The following is a 19,201-nucleotide window of genomic DNA, read 5'->3' on the forward strand; positions in this document are numbered from 1 at the left end:
ACACAGGACGGCGCCCTCGCTGGGCACGCTCGTTTCCTGTTCGACCGGGTCTCGGTGCGGAAAACAAAAGGCCCAAGCGAGGTCATCGCCTGGGCCAAATAAAGGACTGCCCCGATTACCGTAATCCGCTGACTGACCTGAAGGAACGACCTGGAGAGAGCGGAGAAATTCCGGTCTGGGCACCTTACGGGCCGGGGGGTTAGGTGGCTGTTAAACCGGCTTCCGATTTTCGGCTGCATCCCCGAACAGGGACTGAAAAGCCCTGAAAAATGATGTAACTGACTGTTTTTAAACAATCAAAAGCAGTTGAGGGGTTCAGCCAGTCTTGCGCCGGCGCGTCTGCCGGGCCGGCTGCACCTGGGTGGCGATGTGGTCGATGATGTTGCCGGCGATGTCGACGCCGGTGGCCTGCTCGATACCTTCCAGCCCCGGCGAAGCGTTCACTTCCAGCACCAGCGGCCCGCGCTTTGAGTGGATCAGATCGACGCCCGCGATGCCCAGGCCCAGCACCTGCGCCGCCCGCACCGCCACCGCCTGCTGCGCCGCAGTCGCCAGGGCCGCCTTGCCGCTGCCGCCGCGATGCAGGTTGGAACGGAAGTCGCCGGCCGGCGCCTGCCGACGCATCGCCGCGACCACCCGGCCGCCGACCACGAAGCAGCGCAGATCGGCACCGCCCGCCTCCTCGATGAATTCCTGGACGAGGAAGTTGGCGTACAGGCCGCGCAATGTCTCGATCACGCTGCGCGAGGCAGAGAGCTTCTCGGTCAGCATCACGCCCGAGCCCTGTGAACCCTCGTTGAGCTTGATCACATGCGGCGGCGCGCCGAGCATCGACAGCAGATCGGTGGTGTCGTCGGGGTTGTCGCCGAATACCGTCGCCGGCAGATCGATCCCCTCCGCCGCCAGCAACTGATGGCATTGCAGTTTGTCGCGCGCGCGCGCGATCGCCGTCGACGGATTGGGCGTGTAGGTGCCCATCAACTCGAACTGGCGCAACACCGCGCTGCCGTAACGCGTAACGGACGCGCCGATGCGCGGGATCACTGCGTTGTAGTCGGCGATCGGCTTGCCCTTGTAGTGCATGTCGAAGCCGCTGGCGGTGATGCGCATGTAGCAACGCAACGGATCGAGCACGCGCACGCTGTGGTGCCGCTCACGCGCGGCCTCCACCAGACGGCGGGTCGAATAGAGCAGGCTGTTGCGCGAGAGGATGGCGAGTTTCACGGGTGTCACGCGATGGACGAGTGGATGGGCCGCGGCGGTTTGCCGTGGACGGAAGACTGTGCGGGGTCGACCATGAACGCCCCCGCCATGGCGCTGCGCCCGAGCAGCATCGGGAACAGCATGCCGCCGCGATCGGTCAGATTGATTTCAATCTCGCGCGTGACGCCGGCCAGTTGCAATTGCGTGCGCAGGAAGGGACGGCGCGTGCGGTGTCCGCCGGAGTCGACCACGTCGCGCTCCTCGATGAGCGGTGCGATCGCCTCCACGACATGGGAGGGCCGCGTTTTCCACGGCGTGATCCTGAATCCCACCCAGGGCGCCCCGCCTTCGGTGAAGCGCCACTGCGTATCGACGTGCAGCGCCGAACTGCGCGCGCCGGTATCCACCTTGGCGCGCAGACGCGTGATTCCGAGCGATGGCAGCGCCACCCATTCCCGCCAGCCGAGCACGATCATCGCTGCTGTACCTTCGTTCTTTGCGGGGACGCCAGTGTGGGGAGAAGCGCCGAATAAATCCGTTATTCCATCCCGGCCGCGCGAACAACCATCGGGAAATCAAAAACCTAGCCAACGCGGGTCGCTCCGACCAAACATTCCGACTAAAAACGGCGGCACGCCAGAGAGCGTGCCGCCGTCGGAATCTGGAACGGATGACAGGAGCCGAACCGTGCTCATAGCTTAGCCGGAGTAGCCGTGCGCGTCATTTTTTTCGGGGTGCCACGGATGCGCCGATCGGCATCCCGCAACCGCCGCGGAATGCGACCGCCTTCAAGTCCTCACTCATGACTTCGGCGGACGTCATGCCATTTCCCTCATAGGTTTCTCTCGCACATGCCCCATCGGACGATGGCGCGCGCACCGGCGCGGTGGCTCACTGCGGGCACGCCGGGGCCGCTCCCCGGTTCAGGGAGTCACCATATGTCCATCGCATCTCGCGCGCTCCAAGGGCCCGCGCGCCGCTTGGCCCGACTGCTCCTGCTGTCCGCGCTGTCGTTGTCGTCGCTGTTCTGCGTGCCGGCACTGGCCTCCACCGAAGTGACCGGCTTCGGCAGCAACCCCGGCAACCTACGCATGTTCAAGTACGTGCCCGCCGGCCTGCCCGCCGATGCACCATTGGTGGTCGCCATGCACGGCTGCGTGCAAAGCGCGTCCAGTTACGACGCCGAAACCGGCTGGGAAATGCTGGCCGAACGATGGCGCTTCGCGGTGTTGCTGCCGCAGCAGCAGAGCGGCAACAACATCCTCTCCTGCTTCAACTGGTTCGAACCCGGCGACACTACCCGCGGCCAAGGCGAAGCACTGTCGATCAAACAGATGATCGATCGCATGCATGCCGACCACGCCACCTCGACCGGCCGCGTCTACGTCACCGGCCTCTCCTCCGGCGGCGCGATGGCCGCCGTGATGCTGGCCACCTATCCGGAGGTGTTTGCCGGCGGCGCCATCGTCGCCGGCCTGCCCTACCGCTGCGCGACCTCGTCCACGCAGGCATCCAGCTGCATGTCGCCGGGCGTCGACCAGACGCCGCAGCAATGGGGTGACAAGGTCCGCGCGGCCAGCACGCACGGCGGACCGTGGCCGATCGTTTCGATCTGGCAGGGAGATGCCGACGCCACGGTCAAGCCGATGAACGCAACCGAGCTGATGCAGCAGTGGACCAACGTGCACGGCATCGACCAGACGCCCGACGTCGAGGACAGCGTCGCCGGCTATCCGCACAGGGTCTATCGCGATGCTGCCGGCAACGCGCTCGTGGAGACCTACACCATTTCGGGCATGGGGCATGGCGTGCCGGTCGATCCCGGCAGCGGCGAAAGCCAGTGCGGCACCGCCGGCGCCTACGTGCTCGATGTGAACATCTGCTCGAGCTACTACATCGCCCGCTTCTGGGGCCTGGACGACCTGGACCCGAACCCGCCGCAAGTCACGCTGACCGCACCGGCCGACGGCGCCGCGGTCAGCGGCACGGTGACGCTCGCCGCCGATGCCAGTGATGACATCGGCGTGGAACGGGTCGAGTTCCTGCTCGACGGCGGCCTGCTCGGCAGCGACGCCAGCGCCCCCTACTCCCTGCAATGGAACAGCACCACCGCCAGCAACGGCGCGCATCAGCTGCAGGCGCGCGCGCTCGATCTCGCCGGCAACAGCGCGTCCTCCAACGCCATCACCGTGCAGGTCAGCGGCGGCGGCGATGTACCGCTGGTCGTGGAATTCGACAACGAGGACGTGAACGACGGCTACGTCAAAGCCAACGCCGACGGCAGCGGCGCTGCGATCGGCACGTATGAAAGCAGCTTCGGCCTGGCCAGCGGCCGCGGCGCCGATGGCAAGCTCAACCGCAGCGTGCTCTCGTTCGACACCTCGTCGCTGCCCGACAGCGCGCAGATCGTCTCCGCAACCCTCAGCGTCGCCTACCGCAGCGCCAGCGGCGATCCCTGGAGCCAGCCGTCAGGCAACCGTCTGCTGATCGACGTGCGGCGCGGCTGCTTCACTGGCTGCACGATCGAAGCCGGCGACTACGCCGCCGCGGCCGACGCCAACGCGGTCGCGGAACTGACGCGCTTCACCGGCGGCCGCCAGAGTTCCAGCGCGTTCGATGCAGCGGGATTGGGGGCCATCAATCGCACGGGACGCACACAGCTGCGGCTGCGCTTCGAACAGGCGCAGACGAGCACGAACTACCTGTGGATCGATCGCGGCGCCAGCGCCAAGCTGCGGGTGGAGTATCGGCCATAGGGCGGGAACGCACAGCGCGCGGCACGCCGATGACGTCGCCGCGCACGGCCTGATGAAACAGATCGCACGGTCGCATGCGCAATTTCCCGGAGCGCTTCGGCTGATTGAATCCCGCCAGGAAACTGACCCGGACGTCTGCATCGAAGCCTGGCTGAGTAGCCAAGCGGCCTTACGCCTTCGAGCTTAGAACCTGCGCGAGAAGCCAATGAACACCGAGGCCGAGCCATCGGTGTCGCGTTCAATCAATGGGCTATTGCTGATTTCATCGGGCAAGAGTTCGTATTTGACGAACCCAAGCAACGACCATTTCTTACCGATGGGGCGGAAGTAAGACGCGCCCACGTGAGGGATGACCACCGAACCAGGCTTGTAGTCCACCACGCCTCGCGCCACCTCTTCATCGAGGGTGCCGTAGAAGTAGTTGGCCATATCCTCGGAAAGCCAGGTGGCGCCCACGCTCGGGGTCAGCCGCCCTTTGCCGATGGCAATCGGATATCCATATTGAAGCGATATCTCCTGGCCGCCACTCGTATCGATCGCATCGGCCAAGACCTCGGCTTCAAGCTCGCCGGCCGCGCCCTTCCACTTTGCACTGAACCCCACCCCCAGGCCATTGTCGCGGTCTTCCAGCAGTCGGGAGTCGATGCCGTTAGCGGCCAGTTCGCTCCGGCCCAGGTCTTTCACCCTGAAGCCACCGGGCTGGAACTTCGCAAACGCCGACAGCTCGAACGAATCGTTCTTGATGAAATTCCATCCGGCCGACAGACCTCGGAAGTAGAACTTTTCGCCCTGAAAGCCGACAAGCGGGAACGGGAGTACGCGTGTCCCTTCGCCGGCATAGGGACTGTCATTGACGACCGCCCCCATCCCTAGACTCCAGCGCGGGGGGCCCCGCTTCGCAGTGCCCTCATCCGCGATTGCTTTGTCTGGATCGGTCGTTTGAGCCATCGTGGCGAACGGCATCGCGCACAACAACACGAACAACGGGAGCTTCTTCATGGGACGCCAGGCCTCGGTCATTGAGTGGGGGACTGATCTGCCAACGTGCCCGTGCGCTACCAGACGGGCCGCTGCAAACATTCGCCCCAGAATGACTGGGCCATGTCGCCTAAATGTCGCGCGCCGCTCCAAACGACTTAACGGAGACTGTCTGGCTCAAGATTCGATGATGCTTGCCGAGACGTCCAACGCGGCCCGTGTGCCGCCCCCGGTAGCAGGTTCGATCAAGAGCTTCCACCCGAACCGATCGCATATCCGGCCAATGAGAAAGAGGCCAAGCCCCTGCCCTCTGACAGGAGCCGGCTGCTGCAAGCTTTCGCGATACCTCCTGGCCGCTTCGACAGGATTAAAGCCGCTGCCGGAGTCGGCAACCGAAATCACACCACCGCGAAGCGTCAGTTCCACGTAACCGTCATCGGTGCTTTCGATCGCATTGCGTATCAGGTTGCTCACCGCAATCCGCACCATGGCCTCGGGCGCCGCAATGAACGTCGGCTCGATTTCCCCGATCCTCAGCTGGGCCGCTTTGCCGCCAAGCAAATGTTCATGATCGACCACCAGCCGGGGCAGGAGATCGTGGAGCACCGCAACGTCGATAGGCTCGGCGCCTGGGCTCGCCTCCCGGGCCAGGTAAAGCAGCGCGACCATAGTTTCGGAAAGGTCCTGCACGGCGTGCTCAATGCGGCCCAGCGCAGGCTTCGACACCTCCGGCAGCGACATCTGTTTGAGCACGTCCATCGCTCCCGAGATGACGGCGATGGGCGTCCTGAACTCGTGGCTTGCCTGGTCCAGCAGGCTGCGCTCGCGCTCGATGAATCGCTCCACGCGCTCCAGATGCGCGTTGCTGGCTTGTGCGATCACCTGGATCTCTTCGCGCCGATAAGTCGTGGGCAACCGTTCTCCCACAGTGCCGGGAACGATGGCACGCATGCGATCGGCCAGATCCCTTACCGGCCTGACAAGATTGACATGCAGCCAGAAAATGACACCGCCGATGAAGACGGCAAGAAGTCCGGACCAGACGCCGCTGCGCCTGGAATCGTGATTCTGCTGGTCTTCCAACTGCCCCACGTCGATGGTCGTGATGAGTCTGCCCGGCGGTAGATCGGCTACCAGCGCATGAAAGCTGCCGTGCCCCTCGAATGCATCGCTTTCGGTAAAGGTTCCATATCCGGTTTCCGTCGAATAGAGGCCCGGCGCCAGCCCAAGGAGATAGTCGGGTGCCCCGGAAGCATTACGCCCTTTCTCGACGTACCAGGATCGAATGATCCCGCGGCTGGGAAGTCGATCGGCCTCGCCCGCGCGCACCCTCTCCGCGTAATCATTGGAGGTGGTCCTGAGCAAATCCGCCCAGAACTCATGCTCGATCAGCTGCTGGCTGCTGAAGCTCTGTATGCTCAATGCGACGACCATCCACAGCCCGAAGGCGATGAAAGCCACGCTGATCCACAAATGGACGCTACGCGGCTTGCGCATCAACGTCGCCAGCCTACTCATCTTCGCAGATTCTGTATCCCGCACCGGACACGGTGCGTAGAAGTGGTTTTTCTGATCCCAGGTCGATGGATCGGCGGAGCACATGCATGTGCGAGCGCAAGAGATCGGCCCCGGGAACCATGTCCCCCCACGCCGCCCGTTCCAAACGCTCACGGCTCACGATATGGGGGCTTTCTCTCATCAGCAGCTCCAGAAGACGGCGTCCAATGCGGGTAAGCGCTATGACTCTCTCGCCGCGCCGCACTTGCACTTTGCGGATATCGAAATGCAGATCGCCCACGGCAAGGACGTCCTCCGGCGCGGCCGATTGCCTCAGGCGCGCCACCAACGCTCGCAATCGAACCTCGATCTCGGGCAGAGCCACAGGCTTGACAAGGTAGTCGTCCAGCCCGGACTCGAATCCATCCAGTTTGTCTGCCAGCTGGTCGCGCGCCGTCAGCATGATGATGGGCACCTTTTTCTTGGCTTCCTGCCGCAGCCGGCGAAGAACCGTCAGACCATTGAGCCTTGGAAGATTCCAGTCCAGCAAGATCGCGTCGTAATCCTTGGACGAGGCAAGATGCAATCCAGAAAGCCCGTCGGGCGCGGCATCAAGGGTGTGGCCACACGCGACCAGGTAGTCATAGAGATTCGCAGCCAGTTGAGCGTTGTCCTCGATGATCAAGATCGACAGAGAGTCTTTGTCCATAGTTCTACTCCCTCTGATGACCTGTCCGGCACGGCTGAGGTCGGGCACATCCATGGTTTGTATTTCTATGCCAACTCTTGCGCAGATACCGGGAGATGCACGCAAGAATGTAGCCGACGAGCAGGGCCGTCAAAAGTGTGCTGACGCTCATGCCATCCTCTCCGTGCCGTGTCCCGAAAGCGCGTCGGCCCGCCGACCCAGTCGTGCCTTGACCGCATCGATGCCGTCGTCCACGCAGCTGTAAACCACCGGTATCACCAGCAGGCACAGAACCGTCGAGGTGATGAGCCCGCCGATCACGCCAATGGCCATGGGCGCCCGGAAGCTGGGATCGGCCCCCAAGCCCAGGGCGATGGGCAGCATGCCCGCTCCCATGGCGATGGTCGTCATGACGATCGGCCGCGCACGCTTCCGACAGGCGTCAATGATGGCCTCCAACCGGCCCAACCCATGATCGCGGCGCGCGATGACGATGTAGTCCACCAGCAAGATCGCATTCTTGGTCGTGATTCCCATCAGCATGATCAAGCCGATCATGGAGGGCATCGAGAGCGATGACCCGGTGACCAGCAGAGCGAGGAAGGCACCGGGCAGCGAGAGCGCCAGGGCGACCAGAACGGTCAGCGGTTGCGCGAAGTCTTTGAGCAGGAGCACCAGTACCACGTAAACGCACAACACGCCGGCCAGCATTGCGATGGCAAACCCGGCCGCCAGTTCCCCTCTGTTTTCGGCATCGCCCGTCGAGTTGACCTTAACGCCGTTCGGAAGATTCTGCAGGCTGGGAAGCGCCGCGGCCGCCCGCTCCACTTCCCCCAAGGGTTGGCCGTTGAGTTCGACCGTCAGATTGACGTTCCGGGTGCGGTCGTAGCGGGTGAGTTCGGAAGGGCCGCTCAGGATCTGCAAGTCGGCCACGCTTTCCAAGGGCACAGGCCCGTGTGTACCCGGGACCGGGAGCCGCCGGAGCGTTTCCAGATCATCCCGGCCACGGTCTGCAAGCCTCACCACGATGGGAATCTGCCGCTCGCTCAGGTTGAGCTTGGCAAGAGCTTGACTGTAGTCACCCGACGTAGCGACCCGGAGCGTCTCGGCGATCGCGGCAGACGTAACGCCCAGATCAGCGGCCCGCGCGAAGTCGGGACGCACGACCAGCTCGGGCCGCACCAGACTTGTCGAAGAGATCACCGAGCCGATGCCCGGGAGCGCTCTCAATTCGCGTTCAACCAGCATCGCGTGCTGAACGAGCAACGGTCCATCCTCGGAGGCCAATGCCAGGGTATAGCCTTCGCCTCTTCCCCCTGCGCCCACGCTGATGCGCGCCCCCGGCAAGAGCCCCAATTCCTTTCTGAGCTGACCTTCAATGACCTGCTTACTCAATCCGTCGCGCTCGCTGCGCGGCACCAGGTTCGCTGTGAGCAGCGCGGTGGCGACGCTTGAGGCTGCTCCGGCGGATTCATCATGCCCGGAGGCCTTCGCACTGCCGCCAATGGCGGTGTAGACGGAGACCACGCGAGGATTTCGCAGCATCATCTGCCGCGCGTCCTCAGCTAACGACTGCGTCTGGGCCAGTCGGCTACCCGGCGGCAGCGTCAGGGTCACCTGCGTCTGATCGCCATCGTCCGCGGGAACGAATTCGCCCGGCAGACTCGACGCAACGGCCAGCCCACCGAGGATGAGCAGGGCGGCAACGCTCACCGTAAGCGCGCGGTGTTCCAGGCATACCTGCACGTATCGGAGATAGATCTCGATCCACCCGGGGGTTTTTAGATGCTTCTTTGGCGCTTTCAACATATACGCGGCCATCGTGGGCGTGAGAATGCGAGCGACCACGAGGGAGAAGAACACGGCCACGGCCGCGGTCCAGCCGAATTGCACGAAGTACTTGCCCACCAATCCCCCCATCAGGGCGGTGGGCAGGAACACGGCGATCAGCGTGAAAGTCGTGGCCACCACGGCCAGCCCGATTTCGTCGGCCGCCTCGATCGCGGCGCGGAATGGCGTCTTTCCCATCAACAGATGCCGCTCGATGTTTTCCACTTCCACGATCGCATCATCGACCAGCACACCGATCACCAGCGACAAGGCCAGGAGCGAAACCGTATTGAGGGTAAAGCCCATGAGATGCATGACAGCGAATGCCGGAATGGCAGAGAGCGGCAATGCGACTGCCGCGATCACGGTCGCGCGCCAATCGCGCAGGAAAAAGAAAACCACGAGCACCGCCAAGGCCGCCCCCTCCAGCAAGAGCGTCATCGACCCACGGTAATTTTCGACGATGGGTTCAACCGAGTTGACCGCCTCGTTGAATTCGATTTCTGGGTGAGATTTTTTGAGCTCTTCGATCGCTGCGTGAGCCGCTCTCGCCACATCGATCTCGCCCGCGCCTCGTGCTCGCATGACATCAAACCCGATGGCCGCTTTCCCGTTGAAAAGCGCCATGGATCTCGGCTCGGCAACCGCATCCGAAACCTCGGCGATCTGATCCAGGCGGATCCTGCGCCCGTCGCTCAACGACACATCCATGTCCGCGATGTCTTGCGCAGTCTCGACCGTTGCGATGGTGCGAACCGATTGCTCCGCCCAACCCATTTCCACCCGTCCGCCCGAAGCCTCTTGTTGTAGCTCGCGGATCTGCCTGGATATGTCTGCCGCTGTCGCGTTGAGAGCCAGCAACTGGTCCGGATCGAGCTCGACGCGGATCTCCCTGTCCACCCCACCCGTTCGCGATACAGCGTCTATCCCCGGCACGGCCAACAGACGCTTGCGGACTTCGCTGTCTATGAACCAGGAGAGCGCTTCGTCATCCAGCCCGGTCGAGGAAACGGTGTAGGTCATCACCGGCCTGCTCGCCAAGGTGATCTTGGTGATGACCGGATCCCGCAGTTCAGAAGGCAAGTCGGAGCGCGTGCTCGATAACGCATCGCGCACATCGTCCATGGCTTCCTGGACCGGTTTTTCGAGATGGAACTCGGCCGTGATGGTTGCCGTCCCGTCCGTCAGGGTGCTGCTGATATGCTTGATCTTCGATATGTTGGCCAGCGCATCTTCAATCTTTCGCGCGACGTCGCTTTCGATCTGCGGCGGGGAGGCGCCCGGCAACTCCGCTCTCACCGTGATGATCGGAAAATCGATGTCCGGAAAATTCTGTATCTGCATCGCCAGAAAGCCACCGATCCCAGCGACGGTCAACAGGATGAAAAGCAGAATGACTGCAATCGGGTTGTGAATCGACCAGGTGGAGACATTGAGGTTCATGGCACAGCCTCGGCCCGCCTGGCCGAACCCAGGACTGTGAGGTTGGCGGCCACCTCCTTGCGTACCACCCTGACAGGGTCGCCTTCGCTCAGAAAACCGAGACCGGATTCGACAATGTCCTCGGACTGCTTCAGCCCCCCGGTGATCTCGATCCGATCGCCCACCCTCCTGCCTATGGAGACCTTCGTCATCATGACTTTCGAATTCGAATCAAGACGCATGACGTAGTTGAATCCATCCCTCAGCAATACGGATTGCTGTGGCACGGTCAGGGCCTGGCTCTGCCCTACTTCGAAAAAGCCACGCGCGAAGGCACCTGCACGGACCGTGCTGCTTGGCGGGAGATCCACATAGACCAGCCCATGATGCGTCTGGGTATCAATGGCCGGCGCCACAATTCGCAGCTTGCCCTGGAGGGACGGCTGGCCATGGATGCTGATCTGCGCAACCTGTCCGGGTGCCAGCCGGGCAATATCCGACGGGGCCACATTGGCACGCCATTCCAGTCGACCGTCCTTGATGAGACGAAACAGCTCTTGCCCGCCGGGCATGACCGCCCCGACAGTCGCGGTGCGGGACGTGATGATTCCATCGCTCGGAGCGAGCACGCGCGCCTGCGCCAGCCGTAGACGGTTTCTCTGTTCGACTGCCTTCGCGGCATCGAGTCTCGCCCGCGCCGTCCTGGCTGCAACCACATATTCGTCGACTTGCTGGGCGGACATCGCGCCCGAACCATCCAATCGTTTTGCGCGCTGCGCATTGACCTCGGCCTCCATCGCCTGCGCCTCGGCCTGGGCGACAGCGGCTTGAGCCTCGGCCAAATCGGCCGCCATCATGTCCGACTTGAACAGCGCCAACACCTGGCCTTGCCGAACCGCATCGCCCACATTGACTCTGACCTCGGTGAGGCGCAGACCTTCCACCTCGGTCCCGACGCTGGCTTCCTGCCAAGGCGCTATGTTTCCTGTCGCAGGAATGCGGATGGGCAGCGTGGACGCATGCGCGCGCGTCATGACGACAGATAGCACAGGGGCCTGCACAATCTTCCTCTTCTGGGCCACCCCACCGTCCCGGACTTTGTCGAAAATCAGCACCACTACGATCACCAGGATCACTGCACCGATCGGAACGATCCGGCGTTGCTTCATTTGAGGCTACTTCCTTGGCGAATGTCGCCGCACGGCGTCTACGCCAGACGCGGGTTCGAGTGTTGGTCGATGATCGGCCATGGATGTCGCGGAAATGTCGCGCAAGGCCAAGCGAAGGGTTCAACCACGAGAGGAACCCGCCACGAAAATCCGGACTGGGCGGTACCTGAAGGCGCGATGGCGCCGAACTCTCCAACCCGGTCTTTGTATGCCCGCCAACATTGAGCGGAGTCACACACCGCGCACCTCAAAATGACGATTGGCGGACACGCGTCACGATTTTGAACGTGTCCATCCGGTCAAACTGATTCCATCTGGCCAACACCATCGTTGCCACTTCGCCAAATTTCCCACTGTGATGCGCGCGCGACCGCGAGGCACCACGCCAAGGAGACTGGATATGCCCAAGGAATACGAGAACCAGAGCAACCCCGAGAACAACCAGACGGCGTGGGAGGTCGCACGCCAGCCCGCCAACGCCACCCAGTTCTACGACTGGGTCGGCAGTGGCAGCAAGGCGCTGACCGCCGTTCCAATGGATCTGCTGCGCGTCAATGACGCGACTTTCTTCCGCTCGGACGACCGGCCGACAGACGAGATCTTCCGCGACGGCTTCGCTCCGCGCGACGGCCAGGGCATTGTCTATCGCCTGATGAAACAGGACATCCACCCGCGCACCGGGGTCTGCGTGTCGGGTTCGCTGGAGGCCGCATCGCTGTTCCCGATCAAGGTGGACCGCACGCGTGCGGATTTCGACCCGGCCCAGAAAGAGGCGCCGGAGGAAACGCGCGTCTACGTCGTCGCGCCGAAAGTATTGTTCGACACCCACGACATTCAGGCGCGCTTCGCGGCGCGCGTGGTCCGCGATCAGGGCGTCGAGCAGCAGACCATGGCCCGGGACAACCTGTTCGGCCTCGAGCGCGCCGCACCGCGCATCGCGCCGGAGGATGTCATTGGTGCGTTCACCATCAAACGCACGTGGGCGGGCCGGGACTATCTGGAGGGCGGTACCTATGAGGTGATTCGCTACGACTCCAACCCCCTCGCCCGCGCGCACACCGACAAGGACGCGGCCTTGCGTGCGCGCTATACCCCCAGCACCACCGGCGACCTGGCGGTGAAGACGGACGTGCCGGAGACCACCACCGCGCTGGTGGCGCACTACAAGGAAAACGGCAACGGCCCCGCCCTGGCGCCCGGTCCGGCGCTGGACAAGACGGTGTCCGATGCCTTGCTCGATTCGCAGAAACGCGCGCAGGAGTCGGAGCGCATCAAGCGTGCCGAACTAGCCGAGAACTGGAAAAACTGGAAGCGCGACGTCTCCAACCCCGAGCAGGGCATCACCGCGGATATGCCGGTGACAGTGCGCAAGTTCGACGACCGCACTGCATTCCTTGCAGAGATCGAGAAATTCGAGCTGCGCATGGGCAACACCGACGAGCGCAACGCCCTCGCGCGCAAGAAGCATTTCGACACGGGTGACAACACGCCCGGCACCGAGCAGTACGTCGCCTACAAGAACAACGTACCGGTCGGCTGGATGACACTGGACACCACCGCCGGCGCGCGGATCGACAAGATCTGCACCGACGCCAAGCCCGCGCATGACGCGGGCGTGGGCACCAAGTTGTTGGTGGAGGCCGTCGGCGCGTCGCTGCGCAATGGCGGCAACGGCACCGTGTCCATGGCCGGTCCGGACACGCTGAAGTACGCCAGCACCGATGGCGGCCTGTACGCGCGCATGGGCTTCCACGACGCCGGCGACCGCAGCGAACTGTTCCCGTCCAACCACGTCCGCCGCGATGGCGACGGCGCGATGACCCATCCCTACTGGGAGTCCACGCGGGTGCCGCTGGGCACTTTCACCAAGCGCGGCGACGAACAGTTCGGCCAGCGCATCGCCTACGTGCAGGACGCCGATCACCGGCTCGAGCCGACCGCCGTGCCGCAGCTCGCGGCGCCGGAGCGTCCGAAGTTGTTCAACGACGCGATGACGGCGATCAACAAGCTCGGCCCGGTGAAAGGCCTGAACAGCGACTACGACCGCGCGTGCATGGCCGCGTCACTGGCCTCCTCCGCGCACGAAGGCCGGATGACGCAGATCGACACGGTGGTGGTCGGCACCAAGGGCAACCTCATCGCCGTGCAGGGAGATCCCACCTCCCCGGCGTGCCAACGCGCGTCGACTCCGATCGCACTGGGCACGATGACGTCGCTGGACACCAGCCTCGCGCGGCTGGACCGCCCGCTCGCACCGGCCGTGGCGACACCCGATCCGGTCGCGCGCGAGGTGGCGGTGGCCCGGCACTAAGGCGCACCGGGGATCTCGTTTCGCCACTGAAAACGCCTGCCAGATAGAAACTGGCAGGCATTCAAAGATGAGGTGGAGCGGGTGATGGGAATCGAACCCACGCTAGCAGCTTGGGAAGCTGCAGTTCTACCATTGAACTACACCCGCGTCGAGGCAAGTCTATGCCCGCCGAATGCATCGTGGCAATCGCGGGCCCGGTGACGGGCCCGAACCGCTTTCGCCCGCGCCGCAGCGGGCCGTTCGATCAGAAACGCTTGCCGAGCGTGGCGAACAGACTGGCGTTGTGATCGCTGCCGCGTTCCACGGTCGTGCTGCCGCCGAAGTTGGCATCCAGACCGAAGAACGGAACGCGTGCGCCGATGGTGAGCGTGCCGTAGTCGCGATCGCTGCTCAGTCCCGGCACCGCGTAGTTCGGCGTGCCGGCTAGCGACTGCGAGCGCGCGAAGGCCTCTTCGTCCGGCTTCTCGAATTCGTGGTCGTAGGTGAGTTTGGCGTATGGCGTGAAACCGGATTCGGCGGTGTAGCTCGCCTGCCAGCCGACGCTGCCGATCAGCGAATCGTAGCTCTGGCTGGGATAGGCCAGCGACGTCGACAGTTCGGGCAGGCTCTCGCGGAAACCGTCGATGTCGATGCGCTGCGCGATCAGGCCGAGCACCGGTCCGTGCCGCACCGGGCCTTCACTGCCGAGCTCCCAGCCGGCGTTGATGGCGGCGGTGATGTTCTCGCCGTCAGGACGTCCGTGATGATGGCGCATGGCCGGTCCGAGCCAGACTTCGCGATCGACGTCGAACTTGATCTGCGTGTAGCTCAGCTGACCATTCACCCACAGACCGTTCTCGCCATACCAGCCGACGAATCCGCCGAGCGTGGCGTCCTTCTGATCGAAGCTGCCGCGACGCTCGCCGAAATCCACGTTGCCGCTGCCGAAGCCGGCGAACGCGCCGTACACCCAGCTGCCGCGCATCCAGTCGACGCCGCCGCTCAGGGACGGGATCGTGCCGTCGTAGGCATCGCCGTGGTTCACGCGCTGGGAATCGCCGCGCAGGCTGGTCCACCAGCGCATGCCGTCGCCTTCCGGCCGTTCGGCGAGATGCGTCGCCACGATGTCGGCGCGAGCGCGGCCCGTGGCCGCCGCCGAGCGCGGCAGTACGGCGATCTGGCGCGGCGCTTCGAGCATGCTGATCGCAAGCTGGCTGAGCATCGCATGCGCGCCGCCGGTAGGATGCACGCCGTCGGCGAACAGGTAGGCGGTCTGCACGTCGGGTTCGACGAAGGAACCGGGATTGCAGAACTGCGAGGAATCGTTCGCCGGCGGCGGCTGCATGCCGCAGCCCGGCGTGGTGACGTTGCGCAGGCCGTACAAACCCGGATTGGCGACGGCTTCCTGCAGGAAGTGGAAGGTATCCACCGGAATCACGCGCAGCCCTTGGCTGGCGAGGCCGTCGTACAGCGACTTGTTGTAGAAGCTGGCGAGCGCCGTGCCCGCCGCCATCAGGCCTGGGCCGCCGCTGCGCGCGCGTGGCGTCAGACCGATGTCGGGCAGGCTCGGCACCAGCACGTAACGCGCGCCGGCCGCCTGCAAGGTGTTGACGATGCCGATCTGCGCGGTGACGGCACCGTTGATGATTTGCAACGCATTGCCGGGATCGGCCTGCACGGCGAACAGATCGTTGGCGCCACCCCACACCGTGTACAGCGCCTTGGGATCGGCCCTGCCGCCATGCGCGGCGAGGTAATTGTTCATCTGCGTGGTCAGCGACGGGATCGTGCCCAACGGACTGCTGACGTCCACGCCCACACGCGCACCGCCGGCGGCATAGTTGTTGCCGTTCTGGCCGTTCCCGTTGGGCGTGAGGCTGCTGCCGTAGTACTGGGCCACCAGTTCCGACCACACCAGATTCGGATTGGTGGTGAAGCGCCCCAGCAGCAGACCGGAAGGGCCGAGCAACGGGCGGAAGAAACCGGAGTCGGAGAGGCTGTCGCCAAAGAAAACCGTCTGCGAATAGGGATGGTCCCCGGCGAACGCGGGCGCCGTGGCCAGGGCAAGTGCAGCGACGAGCGCGCGACGGGCGGGACGAGACAACAACGACATGGACGGGATCTCCTCGAATCCGGACGACGCCTTCAATGACAGGCGTATGACAGTCCATTATCGTTTCATGCACCGCAACATGGATACACGCTGCGTTGCGGCATGGCCGACGCCCGCCGGGTGCGGACATCGCCGCGAGCGGCGACAATAAGCGCATGAACATCCTGCTCAATGGCGACGCCTTCGCCCTCTCCGACGACAGCCCCACCATCGCCGCGCTCCTGCAGGCCCAGCACCTGGCCGAGCGCCGGGTCGCGGTCGAAGTGAACGGGGAAATCGTGCCGCGCGGCCGGCATGGCGAGTACGAACTTCGGCCGGGTGATCGTGTCGAGATCGTGCATGCCCTGGGGGGCGGGTGAGCCAGGGCGCGCTCGACTCTCGCGCGACTCTGAAGATGTCATTCCCGCGAAGGCGGGAATCAGTGGACTTTCGTCAAGGTTGCGATGATCGGGCCGAACGTCCTTGGATTCCCGCCTTCGCGGGAATGACGCATCCTTGCAAACGTATGATGAAGATACCGAATCGGCCCAGCTGTTCGTCTATTTCGCCGGATTGACGTAAACCGGATTCCCCAGCAGCCACAACTTGCCATCACCGCCACGCACATTCACCCGCACCCAGTGCGGCTTGCCGTCGCTGCTCCATGAGAACCGGAATTCCTGATCGGCGCTCGTGATCGCCGGCTCGGCGATCGGCGTCAGCACGCACCCATCCTGGATCACTTCCACGCGACCGCCCGCCACGTTGCCGGTGTGGACCGTGAACTCGATCGCCTCCCCAGGCGCGGCCGACAACCCATCACCCATCCGCGCCGTCGCATCGCCCTTGCGCGCGCTGAAATCCAACCGGCGATCGCGACTCCCCTGCACATCGACGAACACGTGTCCGGCGCGCAAGCCATCAAGCAGCGCCGGCATCGACAACGCCGACGCCCGCACCACCGTCGTCGGAACTCCCACCGGACCGCCACCGATGCTCGGCTCCAGCTGGCTCGCGTTGTGATTGTCACTGCCGCCGATCGCCGTCAGCCGATGGCCGGCGTTGAGCAGCGCTTCCCAGAACGGAATCCCGGAATACGGCGTATCGGCATCCATGCCGTTGACGACTTCCACCGCCTGCAACAAACCCGGATCGGCCTGCGGCTGCGCGGTCCAACCGCAGCCCATGCAGATTTCACCGGAAGGCCGGATCGGATGATTGATCGACACGATGCCGTGCAGCGACGCGGCATCGCGCAGCAATGCGTTCCAGTCGCGCCCGCCTCCATCGCGCATGTCGCCCTCGACACGGAAATCGAGCGGCGCCACCGTTCCGATCAGATTGGCATGACCACTGAAGGTGGTGATCTCCCGCCCCGGTACCAGCAGCAGCCGATCGAAATACAGCTGCAGTTCGCGGATCGCGTTGGCCTGCGACGTCGTGTTGTGATCGGTGATCGCCACGAAATCGAGACCGCGCGCCACGGCCGCCTGCGCCGTCAGGAACAGCGGGCACGGCACCTTGGCGCCGGCCTGGCTCTGGCAACTGCCGTCGCTGTGCGCATCGTGCATGTGCAGATCGCCGCGATACCAGCCGGCCTCGTCGCGCAACGGTGGATTGGCAATCTCCGGCTGCCAATATGGCGTGTCCTCGCGGCCCAACCAGATGCGCGCCGAATATTCCGACCGCGTTTCCTTGCGGATGTTCGGAATGCCGAGCAGCAAGGACCATTTGCCGGGACGGATCGGCCCTGGCAGATACGAAGGCGTGGCATCCGTCGCCGACACGGTGAAGATCGCCTTGTTGCCACCGCTCCAACCGCGGAAACCGTCCTGACCACGGAAGCCATCCGGTCCGAGCAGACCGAGATCGATAGTGGTCTTCTCTTCCTTGCCGCCGTATTCGAATTGCACCGTGATGCGCGCTGTGCCCGCCGGCACCTCGAACGGAACCGTGCGATAGCGTTGATGGTCCGCGCCGGTGATCTCGCCGCGCAACACCAGGTCAGGTTTTGCATCGGCCGCCCCCGCCTTCCCCATGCACGACAACGACACCGCGACCAGCGCGGCAACGGACAGGAAGATCTTGGCGATTGGATTCATGGTGCTCGCTCCGTTGCAGACGACCGGCAGGCATCGCGCGATGGATTGCAGCGAACGAACCCCTGCCCGGGAAATACGACCCGATACCGGCCCCGGCGCGGGTCTGGTTGCGGGTAATCGGTGGAAACCGTCTGCGCACCGCTGGCGAAGGCGGCCTTGCGCCGCCGTGTGTCGTGTCGACGCGCCTCGACGGTATCCGCATCCGCGCGCGTACGCACGATGAAGCCATCAGCCACCGCGCGCGCGATGCGCTCGCGCTGCGCCAGCGGATCGTTCAACGTCAGATAGGCAGCGGCCGGCGATGACTCGTCTGTGTTGACGAACATCACCCTGCCCTCCAGAGAACGGCGATCGCCGCGGTATAGCGCGACTTTCCTCGCTTCCTCGTCCAGCGCAAAGAAGATCTTGCCGCGCGCCTGTGCCAAGGTCGGCCAGCGATTCGCCAGCACCGCCTCGCGCAGAGTCTGGAAATCACCCTGCACCTGATCGGGCACGATCAGCTGGCGCTGCGGAAGGACTTCCCGTATCTCGGCATCCAATGCATCGAAGGCTTTCGCATCGAACGGCAATGGCTGCACGGCACCTGCCCCAGCCTTGCTGTCCTTGGCATTGATCAGGATCAGGATCGGCACGTGCCGCGGATGCGCGCGCGACCAATCGCGCACGATCGTCAGACAGACGCGGAAGGTGACGCAGCTACTGCGGAAATCGATATCCGACAGATGCATCGTCTTGAAACCGGGACGCCGCATCTGTTCGAGCTGCGCGGCCGGCCACGGCGGTTTCGGATAACCGCGTCGATGCGCACCCGGCGGATGCAGGTAACGGCCACCTTCCGGATCGTAGTACACATCGAGTTCGAAGCTACGCAAGCCCGCATCGAGCTGCTCGGCCAACGGGCGATGGCCGTAGTCGATCGATTCGGCGCCGACACGGTCCACCTTGCGATGCGCCGCCAGCTCGTCCGCCGGCAACGGCAGCTTGTAGCTATTGTGTGTGCCGATCACCTGCACGTCGTTCATGCGCAGACGATTGTCGAGCACCGATGCCGCGCACGGGCCACTGCGCGGCGGGCGTGCCGCCTCCAGATCGCACGCGATGGCCGCCCACGGGGTCAGCGTGAGCAGCCATCCGGCGATGCGAACCACCATGCGTGTCTGCCGATGCACGCCCA

13 protein-coding genes and 1 tRNA gene are annotated in these 19,201 nt (G+C 64.1%); 3 read left to right on the forward strand and 11 right to left on the reverse strand.

Going from position 1 to position 19,201, the window contains the following annotated elements; all coding sequences use genetic code 11:
* Positions 1 to 315: 315 nt before the first annotated feature.
* On the reverse strand, positions 316 to 1,224 hold the full coding sequence (rimK, locus tag LG367_RS09765) for a 30S ribosomal protein S6--L-glutamate ligase (protein ID WP_226469047.1): 909 nt from the start codon (positions 1,222 to 1,224) through the stop codon (positions 316 to 318).
* A gap of 5 nt (positions 1,225 to 1,229) precedes the next feature.
* Positions 1,230 to 1,679, reverse strand: a complete 450-nt coding sequence (locus LG367_RS09770; protein ID WP_226469048.1) for an ATP-dependent zinc protease family protein — start codon at positions 1,677 to 1,679, stop codon at positions 1,230 to 1,232.
* 504 nt (positions 1,680 to 2,183) lie between these two features.
* Between LG367_RS09770 and LG367_RS09775 the strand changes: the two genes are divergently transcribed.
* A complete protein-coding gene (locus LG367_RS09775; protein WP_226469049.1) occupies positions 2,184 to 3,959 on the forward strand; it encodes an extracellular catalytic domain type 1 short-chain-length polyhydroxyalkanoate depolymerase in 1,776 nt (591 codons plus the stop codon).
* 183 nt (positions 3,960 to 4,142) lie between these two features.
* Here LG367_RS09775 and LG367_RS09780 read toward each other — a convergent pair whose 3' ends face one another.
* The 5 genes from LG367_RS09780 to LG367_RS09800 form a co-directional block, all read right to left on the reverse strand.
* Positions 4,143 to 4,958, reverse strand: coding sequence for a MipA/OmpV family protein (locus tag LG367_RS09780; RefSeq protein ID WP_226469050.1), 816 nt, complete (start codon positions 4,956 to 4,958; stop codon positions 4,143 to 4,145).
* A gap of 156 nt (positions 4,959 to 5,114) precedes the next feature.
* Entirely contained in the window at positions 5,115 to 6,434 is a 1,320-nt protein-coding gene (locus LG367_RS09785; RefSeq protein ID WP_226469051.1) for a sensor histidine kinase, read from the reverse strand.
* Between the two features lie 13 nt (positions 6,435 to 6,447).
* Positions 6,448 to 7,128, reverse strand: coding sequence for a response regulator transcription factor (locus LG367_RS09790; RefSeq protein ID WP_226469270.1), 681 nt, complete (start codon positions 7,126 to 7,128; stop codon positions 6,448 to 6,450).
* A 162-nt stretch (positions 7,129 to 7,290) separates the two neighbouring features.
* A complete protein-coding gene (locus LG367_RS09795; RefSeq protein ID WP_226469052.1) occupies positions 7,291 to 10,395 on the reverse strand; it encodes an efflux RND transporter permease subunit in 3,105 nt (1,034 codons plus the stop codon).
* Positions 10,392 to 11,543 carry an efflux RND transporter periplasmic adaptor subunit gene (locus LG367_RS09800; RefSeq protein WP_226469053.1) on the reverse strand — a complete coding sequence of 384 codons (1,152 nt, stop codon included), beginning with the start codon at positions 11,541 to 11,543 and terminating at the stop codon, positions 10,392 to 10,394. The genes LG367_RS09795 and LG367_RS09800 overlap by 4 nt, the downstream gene beginning before the upstream one ends.
* A 400-nt stretch (positions 11,544 to 11,943) precedes the next feature.
* On the opposite strand from LG367_RS09800, the gene LG367_RS09805 reads away from it, so the two are divergent.
* Positions 11,944 to 13,854, forward strand: coding sequence for an XVIPCD domain-containing protein (locus LG367_RS09805; RefSeq protein WP_226469054.1), 1,911 nt, complete (start codon positions 11,944 to 11,946; stop codon positions 13,852 to 13,854).
* A gap of 73 nt (positions 13,855 to 13,927) precedes the next feature.
* Here LG367_RS09805 and LG367_RS09810 read toward each other — a convergent pair.
* A tRNA-Gly gene (locus LG367_RS09810) sits at positions 13,928 to 14,001 on the reverse strand.
* Positions 14,002 to 14,098: 97 nt separating this feature from the next.
* A complete protein-coding gene (locus LG367_RS09815; RefSeq protein ID WP_226469055.1) occupies positions 14,099 to 15,946 on the reverse strand; it encodes an autotransporter outer membrane beta-barrel domain-containing protein in 1,848 nt (615 codons plus the stop codon).
* A 155-nt stretch (positions 15,947 to 16,101) separates the two neighbouring features.
* On the opposite strand from LG367_RS09815, the gene thiS reads away from it, so the two are divergent.
* On the forward strand, positions 16,102 to 16,305 hold the full coding sequence (thiS, locus tag LG367_RS09820) for a sulfur carrier protein ThiS (protein WP_226469056.1): 204 nt from the start codon (positions 16,102 to 16,104) through the stop codon (positions 16,303 to 16,305).
* 180 nt (positions 16,306 to 16,485) lie between these two features.
* Here thiS and LG367_RS09825 read toward each other — a convergent pair whose 3' ends face one another.
* Entirely contained in the window at positions 16,486 to 18,027 is a 1,542-nt protein-coding gene (locus tag LG367_RS09825; RefSeq protein WP_226469057.1) for a CehA/McbA family metallohydrolase, read from the reverse strand.
* On the reverse strand, positions 18,024 to 19,178 hold the full coding sequence (locus tag LG367_RS09830) for a phosphatidylinositol-specific phospholipase C1-like protein (protein ID WP_226469058.1): 1,155 nt from the start codon (positions 19,176 to 19,178) through the stop codon (positions 18,024 to 18,026). The genes LG367_RS09825 and LG367_RS09830 overlap by 4 nt, the downstream gene beginning before the upstream one ends.
* Between the last annotated feature and the right edge of the window lie 23 nt (positions 19,179 to 19,201).

This window comes from Luteimonas panaciterrae (genome assembly GCF_020511115.1).
Classification (GTDB): Bacteria; Pseudomonadota; Gammaproteobacteria; order Xanthomonadales; family Xanthomonadaceae; genus Luteimonas; species Luteimonas panaciterrae.

Coding starts and splice junctions, on each gene's coding strand:
- LG367_RS09830 (WP_226469058.1), bottom strand. CDS start 19,178: ATGGTGGTTCGCATCGCCGGATGGCTGCTCACGCTGACCCCGTGGGCG.
- LG367_RS09815 (WP_226469055.1), bottom strand. CDS start 15,946: ATGTCGTTGTTGTCTCGTCCCGCCCGTCGCGCGCTCGTCGCTGCACTT.
- LG367_RS09825 (WP_226469057.1), bottom strand. CDS start 18,027: ATGAATCCAATCGCCAAGATCTTCCTGTCCGTTGCCGCGCTGGTCGCG.
- LG367_RS09770 (WP_226469048.1), bottom strand. CDS start 1,679: ATGATCGTGCTCGGCTGGCGGGAATGGGTGGCGCTGCCATCGCTCGGA.
- LG367_RS09805 (WP_226469054.1), top strand. CDS start 11,944: ATGCCCAAGGAATACGAGAACCAGAGCAACCCCGAGAACAACCAGACG.
- LG367_RS09800 (WP_226469053.1), bottom strand. CDS start 11,543: ATGAAGCAACGCCGGATCGTTCCGATCGGTGCAGTGATCCTGGTGATC.
- thiS (WP_226469056.1), top strand. CDS start 16,102: ATGAACATCCTGCTCAATGGCGACGCCTTCGCCCTCTCCGACGACAGC.
- LG367_RS09795 (WP_226469052.1), bottom strand. CDS start 10,395: ATGAACCTCAATGTCTCCACCTGGTCGATTCACAACCCGATTGCAGTC.
- LG367_RS09780 (WP_226469050.1), bottom strand. CDS start 4,958: ATGAAGAAGCTCCCGTTGTTCGTGTTGTTGTGCGCGATGCCGTTCGCC.
- LG367_RS09785 (WP_226469051.1), bottom strand. CDS start 6,434: ATGCGCAAGCCGCGTAGCGTCCATTTGTGGATCAGCGTGGCTTTCATC.